Annotated in this window: 14 protein-coding genes and 1 other annotated feature; of the genes, 6 read left to right on the top strand and 8 right to left on the bottom strand. The window is 68.4% G+C overall.

What is annotated here, in order from left to right; all coding sequences use genetic code 11:
• Positions 1-97: 97 nt before the first annotated feature.
• Genes ACFOSH_RS04775 through ACFOSH_RS04765 form a run of 3 tightly spaced genes read right to left on the bottom strand, consistent with a single transcriptional unit; the run spans position 98 to position 3946 of the window.
• Positions 98-2137, bottom strand: coding sequence for an iron ABC transporter permease (locus ACFOSH_RS04775; RefSeq protein ID WP_378237420.1), 2040 nt, complete (start codon positions 2135-2137; stop codon positions 98-100).
• Positions 2137-3114, bottom strand: a complete 978-nt coding sequence (locus tag ACFOSH_RS04770) for an ABC transporter substrate-binding protein (protein WP_378237419.1) — start codon at positions 3112-3114, stop codon at positions 2137-2139. Before ACFOSH_RS04770 ends, ACFOSH_RS04775 begins: the two co-directional genes overlap by 1 nt.
• Positions 3115-3130: 16 nt before the next feature.
• Positions 3131-3946: an ABC transporter ATP-binding protein gene (locus tag ACFOSH_RS04765; RefSeq protein WP_378237418.1), complete on the bottom strand. Its 816-nt coding sequence runs from the start codon at positions 3944-3946 to the stop codon at positions 3131-3133.
• A gap of 157 nt (positions 3947-4103) precedes the next feature.
• Here ACFOSH_RS04765 and ACFOSH_RS04760 point away from each other — a divergent pair, with 157 nt between their 5' ends.
• Positions 4104-5270, top strand: coding sequence for a PucR family transcriptional regulator (locus ACFOSH_RS04760; RefSeq protein WP_378237417.1), 1167 nt, complete (start codon positions 4104-4106; stop codon positions 5268-5270).
• Between the two features lie 3 nt (positions 5271-5273).
• Here the strand turns inward: ACFOSH_RS04760 and ACFOSH_RS04755 are convergent, their stop codons facing one another.
• The 5 genes from ACFOSH_RS04755 to ACFOSH_RS04735 form a co-directional block, all read right to left on the bottom strand.
• Positions 5274-6143 (bottom strand): metal ABC transporter permease, encoded by an 870-nt coding sequence (locus tag ACFOSH_RS04755; protein ID WP_378237416.1) that lies wholly within the window; start codon positions 6141-6143, stop codon positions 5274-5276.
• Positions 6140-6883: a metal ABC transporter ATP-binding protein gene (locus ACFOSH_RS04750; RefSeq protein ID WP_378237415.1), complete on the bottom strand. Its 744-nt coding sequence runs from the start codon at positions 6881-6883 to the stop codon at positions 6140-6142. The genes ACFOSH_RS04755 and ACFOSH_RS04750 overlap by 4 nt, the downstream gene beginning before the upstream one ends.
• Complete coding sequence (locus tag ACFOSH_RS04745; RefSeq protein WP_378237414.1) at positions 6880-7794, bottom strand: metal ABC transporter substrate-binding protein; 915 nt, start codon at positions 7792-7794, stop codon at positions 6880-6882. Before ACFOSH_RS04745 ends, ACFOSH_RS04750 begins: the two co-directional genes overlap by 4 nt.
• A 223-nt stretch (positions 7795-8017) precedes the next feature.
• Positions 8018-10117: a (Fe-S)-binding protein gene (locus ACFOSH_RS04740; RefSeq protein ID WP_378237412.1), complete on the bottom strand. Its 2100-nt coding sequence runs from the start codon at positions 10115-10117 to the stop codon at positions 8018-8020.
• A 23-nt stretch (positions 10118-10140) separates the two neighbouring features.
• Entirely contained in the window at positions 10141-10578 is a 438-nt protein-coding gene (locus ACFOSH_RS04735) for a hypothetical protein (protein ID WP_378237411.1), read from the bottom strand.
• A 407-nt stretch (positions 10579-10985) separates the two neighbouring features.
• Between ACFOSH_RS04735 and ACFOSH_RS04730 the strand changes: the two genes are divergently transcribed.
• The 5 genes from ACFOSH_RS04730 to ACFOSH_RS04710 all read left to right on the top strand — a co-directional run bounded on the left by ACFOSH_RS04730 (position 10986) and on the right by ACFOSH_RS04710 (position 21414).
• On the top strand, positions 10986-11579 hold the full coding sequence (locus ACFOSH_RS04730) for a hypothetical protein (RefSeq protein ID WP_378237410.1): 594 nt from the start codon (positions 10986-10988) through the stop codon (positions 11577-11579).
• Between the two features lie 80 nt (positions 11580-11659).
• Positions 11660-13606, top strand: a complete 1947-nt coding sequence (locus tag ACFOSH_RS04725; protein WP_378237409.1) for a flotillin family protein — start codon at positions 11660-11662, stop codon at positions 13604-13606.
• Positions 13603-18486, top strand: coding sequence for a DNA repair ATPase (locus tag ACFOSH_RS04720; RefSeq protein ID WP_378237408.1), 4884 nt, complete (start codon positions 13603-13605; stop codon positions 18484-18486). The genes ACFOSH_RS04725 and ACFOSH_RS04720 overlap by 4 nt, the downstream gene beginning before the upstream one ends.
• Positions 18487-18892: 406 nt before the next feature.
• Complete coding sequence (locus ACFOSH_RS04715; RefSeq protein WP_378237555.1) at positions 18893-20101, top strand: HNH endonuclease signature motif containing protein; 1209 nt, start codon at positions 18893-18895, stop codon at positions 20099-20101.
• Between the two features lie 84 nt (positions 20102-20185).
• A protein-coding gene (locus ACFOSH_RS04710; protein ID WP_378237407.1) for an IS3 family transposase occupies positions 20186-21414 on the top strand; the annotation gives its coding sequence in 2 pieces (ribosomal slippage) (positions 20186-20465 and positions 20465-21414; 1230 coding nt in all).
• Positions 20464-20592: a sequence feature (AL1L pseudoknot), on the top strand. Its footprint overlaps the gene before it by 129 nt.
• Positions 21415-21780: the final 366 nt, after the last annotated feature.

The raw sequence follows: 21780 nt of genomic DNA, 5'->3' as shown, positions 1-21780 counted from the left end.
ACACCGCGAGTCGCCCACCCAGTCACGTGTGTTGCCCCTCCAATCACGCGAAACCGCCTGACTGTGGGTACCACGACCAACCGCCGGGCTTGCGCTCTCAGGGCCGGGTCTTCCAGAGCACCAGCACGAAGTACGGCGTCCCGACCATGGCGATGACCAGGCCGGCCGGGATCTGGGCGGGCGCGATGACCGTCCGCCCCAAGGTGTCCGCGACGCTCACCAGCAACGCCCCGAGCGCCGCGGCCACCGGGACGATCCGGCCGTGCCGTCCGCCGACCAGCGACCGCGCCAGATGCGGCGCGACCAGTCCGACGAAGACGACCACGCCGATCGCGGACACCGCGGTGGCCGCCAGGATCCCGGAAGCCCCCAGGATCAGCAGCCGCGACCGTTCGATGCGCATCCCGAGCACCCGCGGGGTGTCCTCGTCGAGCGCGTGCAGGTCCAGTTCGCGGTGCTTGAGCCATAACAACGGCGTCAGCGCGACGAACGCCAGCGCCACCGGCGCGACCTGCTCCAGGGTCCGGCCGTAAGTCGACCCCGAAAGCCAGGTCAGCGCCTTGGCCGAGTTCCACGGGTCGGAGACCACGATCAGCAGCGTGATCAGCGCCATCCCGGCCGACCAGACCGCGATGCCGATGATCACCAGCCGGTCCGAATCCAGCCCCGACCGCCAAGCCAGCCCGTAGACCAGCAGGAACACCACGGTCGCGCCCGCTCCGGCGGCCCCGGCGATCGCCCAGGCACCGGCCACGGGGACGATCGTGATCAGCGTGATCGCGCCGAGCCCGGCGCCCGCGGTGATGCCGAGCAGACCCGGTTCGGCGAGCGGGTTGCGGCTGACCGACTGGATCCCGCAGCCGGACACCGCCAGCGCGGCACCGGCGAGCAGCGCGGCCAAGACGCGCGGAAGTCGTTGGTCCAGCACGAAAGTGAGCGCGGTCCCGGTGTCGCCGGTGACCCAGTTCGCGAGGTCGCCGAGCAGCACCATCCGGTCGCCGAGCATCAGCCCGACGACCGGGATCACGGCGAGCAGCGCCACGAGCACGACGGAGATCAGCACGAGCCGCCGTGTCGACCCGGCGACCCCGACCCGTCCCGCCGGAGCCGGACGGCGCGAGCCGCTGCCCCGGCCGCGCCGGGCCAGCCACACCATGACGACCGCCCCGATGATCGTGGTCACCACGCCGGTCGGCACCCGGACAGCGGCGGCCGAACCCATGATCGCCCGCAGGACGACGTCGGCGCCGAGCACCGTCACGACGCCGACCAGGCCGGACACCGGCAGCAGCACCCGGTGCTTCGCGATCGGCAGCAGCAGCTTCGTGATCACCGGCGCGCTCAGCCCGACGAACCCGACCGGCCCGGCGACGGTCACCGCCGCCGCGGTCAGCGCGACGGTCAGCACGATGGCGCCGACCCGCGTCCGGCGGACCCGGAGGCCGAGCACGGTCGCGTTGTCGTCGCCGAGGGCGAGGACGTCGAGTTTGCGGCCCATCGCGATGAGCGCCACGACGGCGATCACCACGATCGGCGTCATCTGGCCGGTTGCCCGCAGGTCGGACACCGTCAGCGAACCGCTGCCCCAGGCGAACAAACCGGACGTCTCCTGCTCGAACATGAGCAGCATCAGGATGGTCACCGACTGCAGCGCCAGCAGGACCGCCGAGCCGACGAGCACCAGCCTCGGACTCGCCGAGCCGCCGCCCGCCAGGCCCAGCACGATGACGGCCGCCGCGAGCCCGCCCACGAACGCCGCCCCGCCCACCGGGACGAGCGGCAGCGAAAGCCCGAACGCGGAGATGGCGACCACGGCGAAATGCGCGCCCGCGTTGACCGCGAGCGTGTCGGGCGAGGCGAGCGGATTCCGTGCCACGGACTGCATTCCCGCGCCCGCGACGCCGAGCGCGACCCCGAGCAGCAACGCGGCCAGCAGTCGCGGGACGCGCGAACCCTCCAGTACCGCGAGGGTTTGCGCGTCGCCGTGACCGAAGATCGCCTTCACCACGTCCAGGGGGCCGGACGTCGACGTGCCCTGGGTCAGGTGGATGCCGGCGAGGACGGCGATCAGTACCACCAGCCCCGCCGACACCACCGCCGTGCGCACCGCTTGAGGCGCACGTACTTCTTTCGTCATCAGGCGGTGGTGGCCTTCACGATCTGGTCGGCGGTCATGATGACCGACTTCGGCCCGCCGAAGGTCCACGTGCCGGATTCCAGCTTGTGGATCTTCTTCGACACCACGAACGGCAGCCGCTGGTAGACGGCGTTCCGCGCGAGCCCGGTGGTGAAGACGTCCTCTTCGGACGCGCTGTAGAACAGCACGGTCTTCGGGTCGGTGATCGCGGTCAGGCCTTCGACGTCGGTCTGGCCGAGACCCCACTGCGCGTCGACCTTGCCGGTCCAGACGTTCTTGAGGCCGACGGCCTCGGCGGTGTCGGACACCAGCGAGCCCTTGCCGAACGGGCGGACGCTGACGGTGCTGCCTTCGAGGTAGGCGTCGGCCATCAGGAACGGGGTGCCCGCGGCGCCCTTGCCCTCGACGGCCTTCTTGCCCTCGGCGAGTTTGGCGTCCATTTCGGACAGTTGCTTGTCCGCCTCGGTCTCCTTGCCGACCGTCTTGGCGATCAGCTTGAAGTCCTCGCGCAGGCGGTCGAAGTTGCGGCTCGCGTCGCTGGTCTTGGTGACCACGACCGGGACGTACTTCTCGATCTGCGGCACCAGGGGCGAGTCGCGCTCCTCGGCGATGATGACGACGTCGGGGTTCAGCCCGACGATCGCGTCGACGCTGGGCTCGTTGCGTTTGCCGACGTCCTTGACCTCCGCGGTCAGCGGGACGGCCTTGTCCCAGACGTTGTAGCCCGCGACGTCCGCGGCGCCGACAGGCATGACGCCGAGCGAAGCGACCATCTCGGCCTCGCCCCACTCGAGCGCGACGACCCGCTTCGCCGGGGCCTTGAGGGTGACGGCCTTGCCGCGCGCGTCGGTCACCGTGACCGGTCCGCTCGCGGCCGCGGCCTCACTCGGCGCGGCCGCGGTGTCCTCGGTGGTGCCGCAGGCGGACAGCAGCAACGCCGTCGCCGCGACGAGGGCGGCAGGGGTCAGCAAACGCATGGTTCTTCCTGGTTTCTCAGGCGGGCCTGGGCGAATGCCGCCCGAGTGGCCTGCAGTGGATCGCGCCCGTCACCGGGTCGTTCGCGACGTGGACGGTGACGCCGTAGGCCTGGGAGAGGTGCTCGGTGGTGAGCACCTGCCCGATGTCACCCGTGGCCACGATGGTTCCCTCGCACAGCAGCACGACCTCGTCGGCGATGATCGCCGCGTGGTCGAGGTCGTGCAGCACCACGCCGACCGCGACACCTTCATTGGCCAGATCGCGGACGACGTCGAGGATCTCGACCTGATAGCGCAGGTCGAGATGGTTGGTGGGCTCGTCCAGCAGCAGGACCGACGTCCGCTGGGCGAGACAGGACGCGAGCCAGACGCGCTGGAGCTCCCCGCCGGACAGTTCGTCGACGCCGCGTTCGGCCATCGGCGTCACGCCGGTCAGTTCCATCGCGCGGCGGATCGCGGCGGCGCCGTCGACGTCGACCCCGCGCCAGCCCGAGCGGTACGGGTACCGGCCGTAGGAGACGACGTCGCGCACGGAGACCCCGCTCGGCGTGGGCCGGTGCTGGGTCAGCAGCGTGACCTGGCGGGCGAATTCCTTGCCGGACAACGCGTTTCCGCCCCAGACGGTGCGTTCGCCGAGGTGGACGCTGCCCGCGCGAGGACGATGCAGCCGCGCCAGCGAACGCAGGAGCGTCGACTTGCCGGAGCCGTTCGGCCCGACCAGTGCGGTCACCGTGCCGGCACGCAGCGACAGGGACACGCCGTCCACCACGGCCCGCTCTTGGTGCGCGAGCACCAGGTCATGGCCGGTGAGCAGCGCGTCTTCCGTAGACATGAGGGGAGCCTAACCTAAGGATCGGATCATCCCCATGTCGCGAGAGACACAGAGCGCGGGGTGATTGTCCGGTTACCGCGGGCGGGTGGGCGGCCCTCGGTCCAGAAAACGTCCAGTCGCGCTGCTTAGTCTCGAACCGCGAGGATGCGGGGAGAAAATGGAAGGTCTTTACAAGCTGTTGTGGGATCGGGTGGATTTCAACGGGCGGCGGGCCGTCGACGTCTATCTCAGTGAGGTCCCCGATTTCCGTGCGGCGGCCAGGATGGCCGGGGTCCGCCCCTCGATGCTGGACTTCGCCGTCCTGCTCAGGCGCCGGGAGATCGAACTCGCCGCCGAGGGCGCGCCCTTCACCGGTGAGGACTTGGCGGTGTTGACCGCTTTCGGCGAGCAACGCGGTGGTCAGGGCGTTTCGCCGACTTCCGGGCGCCACGTGCTCGACCTGCACGACGTGCTCACCCTGCGGGAGATCCACGAGGCGGCGGGCCTGCGCGAGGTCGGGCACGTGACCGAGATGATCGGCTGGCTGCCCGCCAACGGCCTCGCCGGGCAGAACGCCTATCTCCGAGGATTCCTGGCCGGGCAGAAACGCGGCACGCCGTTCGTCAAACGGGCCCAGGAATTCGCCGCGACATTGCTCGACGACAAAGCGGTGATACCCGGACTCCCGGAAAGCCTCGAACTGGGTTTCACCGACCGGTACCTGATCACGGTCGTGCGGCTTTCCGGTTCTCCCTTGCCTTCGGAGGAGCGGCGCGAGGAGATCATCGGTGTGCTGCTGAAGCGCGATCGGGTGCCGATGATGTGGCGCGAGCCCGGCGAACTGGTGGTCCTGTTGCCCTGCGAAGACCCCGAAGAGGCACGAGAGCGCGGGCTGGGCCTCGCTCGCGAATGCGCGGCATCGACCGGACGGCTCTGCGCGGCGGGCGCGGCCTCCGGACGTGTCGGCGCGCTGCGGGACACCGCCACGCTGGCCCGGCGGATCAGCCGGGTCGCCCCCGTCGAGGCCAGGCCGAGCCGGCTGCCCGTGATGACCGACCTCTTCGTCGAACTCGGTGTCGCCCGGCTGCCACCTGTCGACGACTGGCTGCTCGGGATCGCGCGGCGACTGGAGTCCGGGCCCGATCTGGTGGCCACCCTCGACGCCTACTACCGGCACGACATGAACCGCCTGAACACCGCCGGGGCGCTGCACATCCACCCGCGGACGCTGGACTACCGGTTCCGCCGGGTCCGTGAACTCGTCGGGCTGGAACCCGGTTCCTTCCACGGCGTGCGGGTGCTCGGCGCGGTGATCGCCAGGGTCCTCGCCGGGCGCTGGGCCTGACCCCTAAACCGCCCGCGCGGCTTCCCGCCTGCGTTTGGCCAGCCGCTTCCCGACGATCCCGTGCCGCGGCCCGAACAGGTACACCAGCGTGAACCCGGCGCCCTGCACCAGCACGATCATCCCGCCGGACGCGGTGTCGAGGTGGTAGCTCAGGTACAGCCCGGTCACCGCCGCGAGCACCGAGAACGACGGCGCGATCACGAGCATGCGGCCGAACCGGTCGGTCAGCAGGTACGCCGTCGCGCCGGGGATGATCAGCATCGCGACCACCAGGATCACGCCGACCACCTGCAACGCCACCACCGCGGTCAGCGCGAGCAGCCCCAGCAGCGCGGCACCGAGCACCCGCGGGTTCAGCCCGATGGCGTGCGCGTGCGTGGGATCGAAGGCGTACAAGGTGAAATCGCGGCGTTTGAGCACCAGCACGGTGAGCGTGATCGCGCCGAGGACGCCGATCTGGATCAGATCCGAGGTGTCGACGCCGAGCAGGTTGCCGAAGATGATGTGGTTCAGGTCGGTCTGGCTCGGCGTCACCGAGATCAGCACGAGGCCGAGCGCGAACAGCGTGGTGAACACGATGCCGATCGCGGCGTCCTCCTTGACGCGGCTGGTGTCGCGGACGACGCCGATCAGCGCCACGGCGAGGAAACCGAAGACGACGGCGCCCAGCGCGAAGGGCGCGCCGAGGACGTACGCGAGCACGACGCCGGGCAGCACCGCGTGCGAGACCGCGTCGCCCATCAGCGACCAGCCGATCAGCACCAGCCAGCACGAGAGCACCGCGCAGACCGCGGACGCGATGACCGTGGAGGCCAGCGCCCGCACCATGAAGTCGTAGCTCAGCGGTTCGAGGAACAGGTCGTAGAGGCTCACGCGGGTTCCTCTTCCCGTTGCAGGACGTCGAGTCCGAAGGCCAGCGCGAGGTTCTCGGGCCGGAGTACCTCGCCGGGGGAGCCGTGCGCGAGCACCTTGCGCATCAGCAGGATCGCCTCGTCGGCGAGACCGGGCAGCGCGTGCAGGTCGTGGGTGGAGATCAGGACCGCGGCGCCGTCGGCCGCGAGTTCCTTGAGCAGCCGGGTGATCGTGGCTTCGGACCGCTTGTCGACGCCCGCGAACGGCTCGTCCAGCAGCAGGACACGGGCGCCCTGGGCGATGCCGCGCGCGACGAACGCGCGTTTGCGCTGCCCGCCGGACAGCTGGCCGATCTGCCGTCCGGCGAGTTCGGTGAGCTCCACCCGCTCCAGCGCGCTCTCGACGGCCTCGTGGTCGGCGCGGCGCGGCCTCCGGGTGAAGCCGAGGTGACCGTAGCGGCCTGTCATCACGACGTCCCGTACCGAAAGCGGGAACGACCAGTCGACGTCCTCGCTCTGCGGCACGTACCCGATCGCGCCGGTCTTGCGGGCCAGCGCGGGGGTGCCGCCGTCGACCGAGACCGTGCCGGTGTCCGGCCGGACCATGCCCATGACCGTCTTGAACAGCGTCGACTTGCCGGAGCCGTTCATCCCGACCAGACCGCAGACGTGGCCGTGTTCGAGCGTCAGGTCGACACCGTCGAGCGCGAGGACGTCGCCGTAGTGGACGGTGACGCCCTCGACGCGGATCGCGGCGGTCACGGCTTCGCTCCGGTGAGCGCGGCCACGATCGTCTTCGCGTCGTGGCGGATGAGGTCGAGGTACGTCGGCACCGGACCTTCGGGGCCGGACAGGGAATCGACGTAGAGGACGCCGCCGAACGCGGCACCGGTCGCGGAGACGACCTGGCGCATCGGGGCGTCGGAGACGGTCGACTCGCAGAACACCGCGGGGACCTTGTTCTCCTTGACGAAGCCGATCGCGCGGGTGATCTGCTGCGGGGTGGCCTGCTGTTCGGCGTTGACCGCCCAGATGTACCGCTCGGTGAGGCCGGAGTCGCGTGCGAGGTAGGAGAAGGCGCCTTCGCAGGTGACCAGCGCGCGCTCGTTCTTCGGCAGCCCGCTCAGCGCGCCGGTCATCTCGTCCTGCACCGCCTGCAGCTTCGCCTTGTAGGCGTCGCCGTTGGCCTTGAACACGGCGGCGTCACCGGCGGAGACCTCGCTGAACGCCTTGACCATGTTGTCCACGTAGATGCCGACGTTCTTCGGCGACATCCACGCGTGCGGGTTCGGCTTGCCCTGGTAGGAGTCCTCGCCGATGGCGATGGGCTGGACGCCTTCGCTGACCACCTTGTGCGGCGCGTCACTCTCCTTGACGAACCGGGCGAACCACGCCTCCAGGTTCAGCCCGTTGTCGAGGATCAGGTCGGCCTTCGCGGCCTTCTTGATGTCGTCCGGCGTGGGCTCGTAACCGTGGATCTCGGCGCCGGGTTTGGTGATCGACTCGACCTTGAGCTTGTCGCCCGCGACGTTCGCCGCGACGTCCGCCAAGACCGTGAACGTGGTCAGCACCACGGGCCGCTTGTCGTCCGCGCCGCCCGCCGGGCCGCCGCACGCGGTCAGGACGAGCGCCGACGCGGCCAGCCCGCAGACGGCCTTGAACAGATTCGCCATCCCGTGAGTCTAGAGTTCGGTGCGCCGAACTTCCAACTCCCGTGTGCCTTAAATCTCTGGGTGAACCCGCGTCCGCGATCGACGTCGGCAGGGCGCGGCATGGTCACACCGGTCAGGCCGAGCAGGAAGGGCGCCCTGCCACCGCGATAGCGGGGCCTGCGGCCGGGCGGGTTCACGCGTTGTGTCCGTCCCCGGCATGCATCTCAGCTCCGCCAACCGGTGCCTAAATCTCGGTAGCGGTCCGGTCTCGCTCCTTCACGGTCTCCAGCAGGAGCTGGGAGACGTCGCGCACGGTGACGCCTTCGCCACGCTGCTCGCTCTGCCGCTGGACAAGGCCGTCGTTCAGCATCACGCGGCAGAACGGGCAGCCGGTGACGATGGTTTCGGCGTCCGTGCCGAGCGCCTCGTCGACGCGTTCGAGGTTGATGCGCTTGCCGATCTGCTCCTCCATCCACATCCGCGCGCCACCGGCGCCGCAGCAGAGCGAGCGGTCGGCGTGCCGGGGCATCTCGCTGAGCGTGGCGCCGGTCGCGCCGACGAGTTCGCGCGGCGGCTCGTAGACCTTGTTGTGGCGGCCGAGGTAACACGGGTCGTGGTAGGTCACCGGGCCGGCGTCGACCGGCTTGACCGGCGTCAGCTTCTTGGCGCGGACCAGGCGGTTCAGCAGCTGCGTGTGGTGCAGGACCTCGTAGTGCCCGTCGAGTTGCGGGTACTCGCGGCCGAGCGTGTTCAGGCAGTGCGGACAGGTGGTGACGATCTTGCGCGTGCCCGGCTCGCGGCCCTCGAACACCGCGTTCAGCGTTTCGACGGTCTGCTGCGCGAGCATCTGGAAGAGGAACTCGTTGCCGGAGCGGCGGGCCGGGTCGCCCGTGCAGGACTCGTCGGTGCCGAGGATCGTGTACTTGACCCCGGCGAGGTGCAGGAGTTCCGCGGTGGCGCGGACGGTCTTGCGGGCGTTGTCGTCGAACGCGCCCGCGCAGCCGACCCAGTAGACGTACTCGACGTCTTCGGCCAGCTCGCCGTCGAAGATCGGGACCTCGAAGTCGAGGTCCTTCGTCCAGGCGAGCCGGTCGGAGTTGTTCTGGCCCCAGGGATTGCCCTTGGTTTCGAGGTTCTTGAACAGCACGCCGAGTTCGCTCGGGAAGGCCGACTCGATCATCACCTGGTAGCGGCGCATGTCCACGACGTGGTCGACGTGCTCGATGTCGACGGGACACTGCTCGACGCAGGCGCCGCAGGTGGTGCAGGACCAGAGGACGTCCGGGTCGATGACGCCGAAGGCCTCCTTGGTGCCGACCAGTGGACGCTCTTCGGGCGCCTCCTTGCCGTCGAGGATGTACGGGGCGCTCTCGAAGAGATGGTCGCGCAGGTCCATGATCATGAGCTTGGGGGACAAGGGTTTCCCGGTGTTCCACGCCGGGCACTGCGACTGGCAGCGGCCGCATTCGGTGCAGGTGGCGAAGTCGAGCATGCCCTTCCAGGTGAAGTCCTCGATCTTGCCGCGGCCGAAGGTGTCGTCCTCGCCCGGATCCTCGAAGTCGATCGGCTTGCCGCCGGACTCCATCGGCAGCAGCGGGCCGAGCGCGTCCGGGAGCCGTTTGGCGGTGACGTTGACCGGCGCCAGGAAGATGTGGAGGTGCTTGGAGTAGAGCACGATCGACAGGAACGCCAGCATGACGCCGATGTGCAGCAGCAGCCCGACGGTCTCCAGCGGTTCGGTGACGGAGAGCCCCAGCGGCTCCAGGAGTTCGCCCACGCCGAGCGAGACCCACGCGCCCGATTCGTACGGGAAGACGCCGACCGCCGCCGACGCGCCGCGGAAGAAGAACATCGTCCAGATCACGTTGAAGATCATGAACAGGATCAGCCAGGCGCCGCCGGTGTGCGAGCCGAAGAAGCGCGACGCGCGGTCTTTTCGTTCGGGCGCCTGCCGGATCCGGATGACCGCGAAGACGCCTAGCGAGGCGACGACGGCGACGGCGATGAAGTCCTGTAGGAAGCCCAGGACCGCCCAGTGCCCGATGAGCGGGATGTGGAAGTCGTGGTCGAACAGGGCGCCGTACGCCTCGAGGTAGACCGAGCCGAGGATCACGAAACCCCAGAACGTGAACAGATGCGCGAGCCCGGGGACGGACCACTTGAGCAGTTTGCGCTGCCCGAAGACCTCGGCCAGATGCGTCTTCGCGCGGACGGCCATGACGTCGGAGCGTTTCTCGTCCGGCTGGCCGGAGCGGATCAGTCTGGCGAGCCAGGCGGCGCGGCGAGCGGCGAAAGCGAGGCCGGCGACGGTGATGAGCAGGCCGAGGATGAGACGAACGAGCACGAGCCCTCCGGGGGAGAAGCGGCTCAGTGAGAGCCGGTGTAGTACCGGCACGCCTTGCAGGCGTACCGCATTTTGGCCACTCGCCACCGTTTTCGGTAGGCCTCGAGGTGCCCCGGCCGTGGCGGATGCACGCCGAGCCTGTGGTGACGGCGGATCCGCCGTCCCGTTTCGAAGAGTTCGGTCGCCAGGCCGAGATAGGCGCGCCTGAGCGCCATCCCGGCGTCCGTGCCGGTGTGGTCGCGGCAAAAGCGGTGCAGGAGGGCGAGATCCGGCAGGCCCGGACTGCTCACGCCGGGGAGATGTTCGACGACGCCGAGCCCGGGATGTCCCGCGGGAACGGCGAAGCGCGCAGGAAGTCCACAATGGACGCAGGTGAGCGTGCAGCTCAGACATCGGGTGACGTGGCGGATCCGCCGTTCGCGCTGATCCTCGTCGATCGTCTCGCGAACGTGCCAACCCAATGGAGCCTCCCAAGACCGTGGTGTGTCCTGTGTCACTCTCAATACTGGAGAGTAGGGCTCGCTCGTGTGGTGCGACAGGTCCAACTGGATGGCTTCCGCGCGGCCGGTCGGCGTAACGCTCCGCGCCCGCTTGCGCCTTCCGTGTCGCGCCCCTCCGCGACCCTGGTTGCCTGAAGTCCGTGAAGGCCTCCTTCCCTACCTTCAGGGTAGGCAAGGAGCCCTTCACGGACCTGCCGGTCTTCCAGCGGCCCCCACGACCCCGCCGCATTCAGAGGACGAAACGCGGCAGGTGGCCGGGCCCGCACGCTTCCGCACACCGTGACCCACTCGTAGCCGAAAACGGCCCGCCCGGCGTCACGCGCTGGTTATAGTCCTGACCCGGGGTAATGGGGGAGGGAACGACGGCGATGGGCGGGTTCGTCACCGCGGCTCTGGGGTTTCCGGCCGTGCTTTTCAGCTTCCTGCTGATCGTGGTGATCGGCTACTGGCTGCTGGCACTGTTCGGCGGTGTTGACGTCGATGACGCTGTTGGCTTCGACGGCGGCGATGGGCTCCTGGCGGGCTTCGGCGGCGTCCCACTGTCCATTTCGCTCTCTTTGCTGATCGCATTCACCTGGTTCGCCAGCCTGGCAGGAACGGTTCTTCTCGATGACTTGGAGCTTTCGACACCATCGAGGATCGGGTTCGGGGTCGGCGTGCTCGCCGTCGCGCTCGTCCTCGGCACACTCGGGACGAGGGTGATCGTGGTGCCACTGCGCCGGGTATTCGGTCCCGCGAAGGAGCCGAGCAGGCGGGACTTCGTCGGTCGCGCCGCCGTCATCCGCACTTCGTCGGTGACCCACGACTTCGGTCAGGCCGAAGTCGCCGCCGCCGACGGGTCGACGGCCATTGTGGACGTTCGGCAGGCGGGCCAAGGCAACCTGACGGCGGGCAGCCGCGTAGTTCTCTATGACTACGACTCCGAAGGCGAGTTCTTCTGGGTCGAGTCCTTGGACATCTGAAGCAGAAAAGGAACACTATGGGTGCCATCAGCGTGGGGGCCGGCGTTCTGATCGCCGTGATAGTTGTCATCCTCCTGGTCTTGCTCTTCACGATCACCAGGTTGTTCAAAAAGGTGCCGCAGGGGAAGGCGCTGATCATCTCGAAGGTCCGCCGCGTCGACGTGACGTTCACCGGCGCGATCGTCCTGCCGGTGCTGCACAAGGCCGAGATCATGGACACCTCGGTCAAGGCGATGGAGATCACCCGCACCGGCCGCGAAGGCCTGATCTGCCGGGACAACATCCGCGCCGACATCCGGATCTCGTTCTTCGTCCGGGTCAACAAGACCGTCGAGGACGTGATCAAGGTCGCGCAGGCGATCGGCACCGAACGCGCGAGCCACGAGGCGACGCTGCAGGAACTGTTCAACGCCAAGTTCTCCGAAGCGTTGAAGACCGTCGGCAAGCAGCTGGACTTCGTGGATCTCTACACCAAACGCCACGAATTCCGCGACCAGATCATCCGCGTCATCGGCACCGACCTCAACGGGTACAGCCTGGAGGACGCGGCCATCGACTACCTCGAGCAGACGCCGATGGCGCAGCTCGACTCCGCGAACATCCTCGACGCGCAGGGTATCCGCAAGATCACCGAGCTGACCGCGATCGAGCACGTGCGCACCAACGAGTTCCGCCGCGGTGAGGAAAAAGAGATCACCCGCCAGAACGTGGACGCCCGTGAGGCGATCCTCGAACTGGAGCGGCGGCAGGCGGACGCCGAGATCAAGCAGCGCCGCGAGGTCGAGACCATGCGGGCGCGCGAAGAGGCCGAGATCGCCAAGGTCCAGGCGGAGGAGCGGCTCAAGTCGCAGGCCGCCGACCTGCGCACGGACGAGCAGCTCGGTGTCCAGCACCAGAACCAGCAGCGTGAGATCGAGGTCGCGGGCAAGAACCGCGAGCGCGTCATCGCCATCGAGAGCGAGCGCATCGAGAAGGACAGGCTCCTGGAAGTCATCGGCCGCGAACGCGAGACCGAGCTGTCCCGGATCGCCAAGGACAAGGAAGTCGAGACCGAGAAGCGGTCCATCGCCGAGGTGATCCGCGAGCGCATCGCGGTCGAGAAGACCGTGGCGGAGCAGGAAGAGAACATCAAGAAGCTCCGCGTGGTCGAAGAGGCGGAGCGTCAGCGCTCGGCCATCATCATCCGGGCCGAGGCGGAGGCGCAGGAAAACCTCGTCAAGGACATCAAGGCCGCGGAGGCCGCCGAGGCCGCGTCGAAGCACAAGGCCCGCGAGGAACTGACGCTGGCCGAGGCCCGTCAGCAGACCGCCGAACTGGAGACCCGCGCGAAGATCCGTCTCGCGGAGGGCATCCAGGCCGAGGAGGCCGCCATCGGCCTGGCCGCGGCGCAGGTCAAGGAACGCGACGCCGACGCGCTGGAGAAGGTCGGCCGCGCCGAGGCGATCGTCGCCCGTGAGAAGGCGATCGTGCTCGCCGACGGGATGCGCGACAAGCTCAAGGGCGAGGCCGAAGGTCTCACCGAGAAGGCCGCCGCGATGGCCGCGCTCGACACCGCCAGCCGCGAGCACGAGGAGTACCGCCTGCGCCTGGAGGCGGAGAAGGAGATCCGGCTCGCCGCCCTCAACGTGCAGCGCGAGGTCGCCGAAGCGCAGGCCACGGTGCTCGGAATCGGACTGGAGAAGGCCGACATCGACATCGTCGGCGGCGAGACCATGTTCTTCGAGAAGGTCATCGGCTCGATCGGGCTCGGCAAGAGCGTGGACGGGTTCGTCGAGCACTCGGACGTCATCCAGACACTCGGGAAGTCGTGGCTCGACGGTTCGGGCAGCTTCACCGACGACCTGACCAAGCTGGTCGGCTCGGTGAGCACCGAGGACGTGAAGAACCTGACGCTGTCGGCCTTCCTGGCCAAGCAGCTGCAGGCGGGCGGCCCGGACAGCGGCAAGGTGCAGGAGCTGCTGGCCATGGCGCAGCGGCTCGGCCTGGCCGACAAGTCCGTCGCCGCCCTCGCCCCCGCGAAGCAGTGACGGCGACCGAACCGGCGGCAGGAACGGAGCAGCTGGACGCGGGCACCTATGAGGTGCTCCGCGCCCGGCTCGCCGCACAGGCCGCCGAACTGGCGAAACGCGCGGACGAGCTCAACACCGCGCGGCTCGGGGTCTTCGGCAGCGCGCAGCTGGCGCTGATCGGCACGGAACGGATCCGCACCGCGAACAACTGCGTGCCGCGGGACGTCGTGTCGGTCGGCGGGCGGATGTTGTTCGGCTACAACGTCTTCATCGGCCTCAAACCCGAGACGACGGCCGACGACGTCTTCTCGCTCCATGGCTTCAGTCATGACGACCAGGCCTTCCGCTTCGACGACGTGCCCGCCGAAGAGCTGCCGGGTCTGCTGCGCGACGAGCGGTTCGTCCGCGATTTCGCCGAGCTGTACCGGTACTACCGGCAGGCGAAACTGCTGCAGCTGCGGCGGGTCGAGGGCAAACTGCTCGCGGTGTTCCAGATCGGTCCCCGGACCGAGGACATCCGCGTGCTGCGCTGGGGGATCGCCCCCGACGGCAATCTGTCCTATGTGGACAGTCGGGGCGAACGCGACCACGTCTTCCCGCCGTCGCACGACTTCGAATGGATCGAGACCAGCCGCGAGCAGCACGTCCTCGGGCGGCATCCGCACATCTCGATCGAGGACGAGGTGTTCGTCGAGACCGTCGGCGGCAACCTGACGATCAAGGTCGAGAACAACACCGAGACCGGCGAGGGCGTCTACTCCGAACCGGTCGACGAGCCGCTGCAGAGCCTGGCCGACGCCGAGGTCTCCTACGCCAGGATCGGCCCGCTGATCCTGCTAAGGATGCTGCCGTACAAGGAGACCGTGCACCGGTACCTGGTGTTCAACACCCGTACCCGGGACGTGGTGCGCCTGGACGGGATCGGGCAGGCGTGCCAGCGGCTACCCGAGGACCACGGCATCATCTTCCCCGGCGGCTACTACCTCGACACGGGCATCAGCAAGACGTTCGACACCACGGTGGACGAGCTCGAATTCGAGCGCGTGATCCGCTCGCCCAACGGGGAGGACGTGCTCTACGTCTTCCACGCGCGGGCCGAGGGACGCTCGCTTCTCCTGCCGTACAACGTGATCCGCAAAGAGGTCTCGAACCCGATCCCGTGCCACGGGTACTCGCTGTTCGACGACGGCACGATGGTCCTGTTCCGCGCGTTGTCCGACGAGCCGAGCCGGGTGCACCCGATGCAGGTCTGGCGGACGCCGTTCCAGTCGGACACCTACGCCGCGTCGCAGCCGGCCGGGACGGGGCCGCTGGAGCGGATCGGCAACGCCGATCTGGTCCGCGGGATCTCCGACTGCCTTTCGATCGGCCGGATGGTCGGCGAGATGGCTCCGTCGGCGGCGGTGTTCGAGGCCCTGATCGCCGCGTGCGCCCGGGTCTTCGATCACTACCACTGGCTGGGCGAGGCCGCACTCGGTGATCTGCGGTCGCCGCTTTCGGACGTCCGGGTCACCGCGGAGCAGGTGCTCGACGAGTTCGAGACGGTCACCTCGCTCACCGCGCAGGCGGCCGACGCCGTCGAGGAAGCCGCGGCGGAAACCGCGTCGCTCGTGCGGAAGGTTCGCGGCGAGGCACTGAACGCGGCCGACGCGTGGGTGCGCAGGCTCGCCGAAATGCACCGCGCGCGAGGCCATCTCGTCACCGTGCGGGAACTGCGGTACGTCGACACTGCCCGCGTCGACAAGGTGATCGCCGACCTGGACACGGAATTCGGCGAGGCCGCGCAGCGAGCCGTCCGGTTCCTGCAGGGCGAGGAAGCCTTCACGAGCTACCACGCCGAGGTCGACAGGCTGATCGAGGCCGCGGGCGCGATCGCCACCGTCGCCGAGGCGGTCCCGGTCGCCGAGCAGCTGGACGAGCAGTCCGGCGGGCTCGAAGTCCTCACCGACGTCGTCGGCGGGCTGGAGATCGCGGACGCCGTGGTGCGGACCAAGATCCTGGAACGCGTCGGCGAGGTCATCGGCGGGGTCAACCGGGCTCGGGCCACCCTCGACGCTCGGCGCAAGGAACTGCTGGAGACCGAGGGCCGGGCGGAGTTCGCCGCCGAGTTCGCGCTGCTGGCGCAGGCCATCACCGGCGGGCTCGCGGTCGCGGACACCCCGGACCGCTGCGACGAGCAGCTCGGCAGGCTGCTGCTGCAGCTGGAAAACCTCGAATCGCGGTTCGGCGAGTTCGACGACTTCCTGGCGTCGCTCGGCGAGAAGCGTACCGACGTCTACGAGGCGTTCTCCTCGCGCAAGCAGGCGCTGCTCGACGAGCGGGCCCGCCGCGCGGACAGGCTGGTCGATTCGGCCGAACGCATCCTGACGAGTGTCACCCGCCGGGTCGGCACGCTCGGCTCGGTCGACGAGATCAACACCTACTTCGCCTCCGATCCGATGGTCGCGAAGCTGCGCAGTGTCGTCGCCGAACTGCGCGAACTCGGCGATCAGGTGCGTGCCGAAGAGCTCGAAGGCCGGGTCAAGGCCGCTCGCCAGGAGGCAGGCCGCGCGCTGCGCGACAGGCTCGACCTCTACGGCGAGGGCGGGGAGACGATCCGCTTGGGCCGCAACACCTTCGCGGTCAACACGCAGGACATCGACCTCACGCTGGTGCCGCACGACGGCGGGATGAAGTTCGCGATCACCGGCACCGACTACCGCTCGCCCGTGCGGGACGAGTCGTTCGAGGCGACGCGGCCGTACTGGGATCAGTTGCTGGTCTCGGAGTCGGCCGAGGTGTATCGCGCCGAGTACCTGGCCACGTCGATCCTGCTGGACAAGCCGGATCTGACGGAGGACGGCCTGCTGGAGGTCGTCCGGCGGGTCGCGGGGGACCGCTACGACGAGGGTTACGCGCGCGGCGTGCACGACCACGACGCCGCCGCGATCCTGTCCGCGCTGCTGCGCCTGCGGTCCGCCGCCGGGCTGCTGCGGTATCCGCCCGCCGCGCGGGCCGCGGCTCAGCTGTTCTGGGCTTTCGGCGCCGAAGAGGAACCGAAGGCCGCATGGACGACGCGCGCCGCGTCGCTCGCGCGGGTGCGGGAGGCGTTCGGGCACACCACGGCGATCGACTCGCTGGCGGGGGAGCTCGCCGAGGCGATGGCCGCGTTCGCCGCGTCGTCCGGGCTGGCGCTGGACCTCGAATCCGCCGGTGAGTACCTGTTCGAGGAACTGGCCGACGCGTCGCCGGGGTTCGTCACCAGCGGTGGCGCGCGGACGCTGCTCGACAAGTTCCGCCTCGACCGCCGGAGCTTCGCCGAAGACCTGCGGGCGCTCGAAGACCTCGCTGATCGCCACCAGCTCGCCGAAGCCTGGCTTTCGTCCTTTGTGGACTCGGCAGGTCTGCCGGGCGACGAACTGGCGGAGGCCGTCGCGATCGAACTGGCCGAGCTGCCCCGCTACGACTCGTCGGCGGAGCTTTCGGCCACTGTGGACGGTCTGCTCGGCTCGCATTCCCGGATCGTCAACCGATCCCTGACCCTGCGGCTCGACGAGACGCTGGCCAGGACGGGACGGTTCCGGCGTGACCGGGTGCCGGGTTTCCGGGCGTACCAGCGGCAGCGCAACGAACTGGTGGCCGCCGAACGGGACAGGCTGCGGCTGGGCGAGTACAAGCCGAAGGTGATGAGCGCCTTCGTGCGCAACAGGCTGCTCGACGAGGTCTACCTGCCGCTGATCGGCGACAACCTCGCCAAGCAACTCGGCGCGACAGGCGACGCCCGGCGCACCGACCAATCAGGTCTGCTGTTGTTGATTTCGCCGCCAGGATACGGCAAAACGACACTCATGGAGTACGTCGCGAGCCGCCTCGGGCTGGTGTTCGTCAAGGTGAACGGACCGGCACTCGGGCACGAGGTCACGTCGGTGGATCCGGCGGACGCGCCCAACGCGACCGCGCGGCAAGAGGTCGAGAAGATCTCGTTCGCGCTGGAGCAGGGTAACAACGTGCTGCTGTATCTGGACGACATCCAGCACACCTCGCCGGAATTGCTGCAGAAGTTCATCTCGCTGTGCGACGCGCAGCGGCGAATGGAAGGCGTGTGGGAAGGTCGCACGCGGACCTATGACCTGCGGGGCAAGCGGTTCGCTGTTTGTATGGCGGGCAACCCGTATACGGAGCAAGGAAAGCGGTTCCGGATCCCGGACATGCTCGCCAACCGCGCGGACGTGTGGAACCTCGGCGATGTGCTTTCGGGCAAGGAAGAACTGTTCGCGCTGAGCTACATCGAGAACTCGCTCACCGCGAACACCGTACTGGCACCGCTGGTCTCACGGGAACGGTCCGATGTGGACGTTCTCGTGCGGCTGGCCCGCGGCGACGGTTCGGTGCGGGCGGATCAGCTGAAGCACGCCTACTCGGCGACCGAACTGGAGCAGATCCTCGCTGTATTGAGGAAACTGAGCCAGGTGCAGCGGATCGTCCTGAAGAACAACCAGGCCTACATCGCTTCGGCGGCGCAGGCGGACGCGTCCCGGGTCGAACCGCCGTTCCAGCTGCAGGGTTCGTACCGGAACATGAACAAACTCGCCGGCCGGATCGTGCCCGCGATGAACGACGCCGAGCTGGAAGCCCTGATCGACGACCACTACGCCGGTGAGGCGCAGACGCTCACCTCGGGCGCGGAAGCGAACCTGCTCAAGCTGGCCGAGTTGCGGGGGCGGCTGAGCGCCTCGGAGGCGCAGCGGTGGGCGGACGTGAAGGCGGCTTACCTGCGTGCGCAGGCGCTGGGCGGGGACGACGAGGACCCGATGAGCCGGGCTGTCGGCGCCATGGGGCTGCTGGCGGACCGGGTCGGCGCGGTGGAAGCGGCTATCGAGCGGGCTTCGGAGCGGATGGTCGTTCGGGACGTGATGTAGGGCTTTCCCGGCAGCCGGATTTCGGCTGCCGGGAAAGGCTTTCGGGCGTTGCCGAGCCTTGTGGCGGGTTGGTCGCGCGTGATCCTTTGCGGAGTAGGGCTTGCCGGGTCTCGTTGCCGGAAGTCGGCGATGCCTTGCCTCGGAGCGGTTGTTCGGGCGTAATGCGAGTCGAAGAGAGACTTCCGGCCGTTGCCGAAAATTGGCAACGCTGTGCAGTAAGGCCGCATGGTTTCTCGGTCATCAGGCTGTTGGCTGGCTGGGATGGCCGTCGGGGGTTCGCTCGGGCTTCGTTTCCGGAAATCGGCGATGTCTTGGGGTGTCTGGGTGATCGGAAACTGTCGGTGGTCGACCGTATGTTCGATGGGTGGACACAGGTAAAGCCGCTGCGGTGGCGCAACTTGAGGATATTGTCGGCCCGGGTGTTTTGGGGTTGGTCAATGCTGGTGCCGGTTCTTGGTCTGACCAGGATTGTGTTGCTGTGGCGCAGGCGGTGTCGGTGGGGATCACGCGGTTGGAGGCGGTCCGGTTCCGGGCACTGGCGCAGCTGAACCGTCATCGTGACGGGGCGCGGAGCGTGACTCAGGAGGTCGCGTTCGCGTTGTCTCTTGGGGACAATCACGCGGGTGCGATGGTCGCCGCGGCGGAGGCGTTGACCACCCGGCTGCCCCGCACTCTGCATCTGATGGATCAGGGTGTGGTGAGTGGTTTCGGTGCGATGAAAGTGGCCGCGGCGACGGCGTGGCTGTCGGATGAGGACGCGCGGGCTGCTGACGCGTTGCTGGAGGACCGGTTACCGGGCAGGAACGCCGACCAGATCCGGAAAGCGGCGAGTCACGCGGCGATCACGGTCGATCGTGAGGGTGCCGAGGCTCGTGCCGAGCGTCATCGGGAGGGGCGTCGTGTCACCGTGCGGCAGGGGGAGACGGGGGTCGCGTCGATCGAGGTCGAGGACGGCCCGGTCGAGAAAGTCACCGCCGCCTATCGGCGGATCGATCGTGAGGCCCGGGCGCTCAGGGCCGGCGGTGAGACCCGCACCCTGGATCAGCTGCGTGCCGATGTCGCGCTCGATCTCCTGCTCGGCGGCACCGGTGGTGTGAGCGAGCGTGCGGAGGTGTTCCTGTACATGGACCTGGCTACGTATCTTGGTGTCAGCGATGATCCGGCGGAGTTGGCCGGGCATGGTTATCTGCCCGCCGGGGTGGCGCGGGAGATCGCGTCCGGGCCGGGCACGGTGTTGCGGCGGATCATCACCGATCCGCTGTCCGGGCAGGTCCTCGATCTGGGGCGGGAGCGGTATCGGCCCACCGCCGGTCTCGGTGAGTTCGTCCGGGTGCGGGATCGTGAGTGCCGAAGACCGGGCTGCCACCGTCCGGCGCAGGCCTGCGATCTCGATCATGCGGTGCCGTGGCAGCACGGCGGGCGCACCAGCGCCGACGGTCTCATCGACCTCTGCCGCCGCGACCACCGCCTCAAAGACGAACCCGGCTGGACCTACCGGCTCGACCACGACGGCACCCTCACCATCACCACCCCCACCGGACACACCCACCACAGCACCCCACCACCACTCCACGACCCCCGCCCGAGAGACAGCGAGGAGCCGCCGCCGTTCTGAGTGCTGTTGCCGGAAACCGGCGACGGTCGGATTGAACCGCCCCGGGTTTGATGGAGGCTCCATCGTGTGAGTGAGGATGGAGTTATGGGCCGGTCTTCGAGGCATCCGCGTGAGGTGCGTGAGCGTGCGGTTGCGTTGGTGTTTGAGCAGGTAGGGGCGTATTCGTCGCAGTGGGAGGCGATCACGTCGATCGCGGCGAAGGTGGGGGTGTCGGCCGAGTCGTTGCGCCGGTGGGTGCGGCAGGCCGAGACTGATGGGGGTGCGCGGCCGGGTGTTACGACCGCGGAGTCGGAGCGGGTGCGTGAGCTGGAGCGTGAGAATCGTGAGTTGCGTCGGGCGAATGAGATTCTGAAAGCGGCGTCGGTTTTCTTCGCGAGGGAGCTCGACCCTCGACCGCCGCGCTCGTAGCGTTCATCACGGAATATCGGGACCTGTTCGGAGTCGAGCCGATCTGTGCCGTGCTGACCGAGTTCGGGATCAAGATCGCTCCGTCCACCTATTATGCCGCGTTGTCCCGCCCTGCGTCGGCGAGGGAAGTTCGTGATGAGGAGTTGAAGGAGGAAATCGGCCGCGTGTACGACGTGAATTATCGGGTGTACGGTGCCCGGAAAGTATGGCGTCAGCTGAACAGGGAAGGCATTCGGGTGGGTCGGGGCCGGGTGGAACGGTTGATGCGCGTGATGGGCCTGGCCGGCGCGGTCCGCGGGAAGACAGTGCGCACCACCGTGTCCGACCCTGGCGGTGTCCGCGCCGCGGATCTGGTGAAACGCCAGTTCACGGCCGGTGCACCGAACCGGTTGTGGGTAGCGGACTTCACCTACGTCGCGACCTGGGCGGGTACGGTCTATGTCGCGTTCGCGATCGATGTGTTCTCCCGCAGGATTGTGGGCTGGCGCGCGAGCACCTCCAAGGAGACAGGCCTGGTGCTCGACGCGATCGAGCGGGGGCTGCGCCATCGGAATTACCGGTGGAGCGAGGGACAGGACAAGCTGATTCACCATTCCGACGCCGGAAGCCAGTATACGCCGTTCCGGTTTACGCAGCACCTTATCGATTCTGGTATCGACGCGTCAATCGGCACGGTCGGTGATGCCCTCGATAACGCGCTCGCGGAATCCACCATCGGACTTTACAAAACCGAGTTGATTAAGCCGAACGGGCCATGGCACAATAAGCAAGAAGTCGACGTCGCGACTGCCGCGTGGATCGAGTGGTACAACACCCAGCGACTCCACGGAGCATGTGGCGACCGGCCACCCGTCGAGTTCGAGACCCTGTACGAGGACGGCGACCTGATCAGCCTGGTCGCCTGACCCCAACAACGAGTCTCTACCGAACCCGGGGCGATTCACCACCGTTCTGAGTGCTGTTGCCGAAAACCGGCGACGGTCGGATGCCGCGCATCCCGTTGGCAGGCCTCGGCGAGCTCAGTCAGTGACGGGACGTGAGTGCTGAGGCCCCGGGGCGACCTACGGGCTACGGGCCTCGCACCCGACGGCGCCCTCACTGCCGCCGTTTTGAGCTTCGTTGCCGATAACCGGCGACGGGCGGACGCCTCGCATCCCGTTGGCAGGCCTCGGCGAGCTCAGTCAGTGACGGGACGTGAGTGCTGAGGCCCCGGGGCGACCTACGGGCTACGGGCCTCGCACCCGACGGCGCCCTCACTGCCGCCGTTTTGA

Source organism: Amycolatopsis speibonae (assembly GCF_042647925.1).
Lineage (GTDB): Bacteria > Actinomycetota > Actinomycetes > Mycobacteriales > Pseudonocardiaceae > Amycolatopsis > Amycolatopsis speibonae.
The sequence above is the reverse complement of the archived record's forward strand: the minus strand, read 5'-3'. Positions and strand labels throughout refer to the sequence as shown.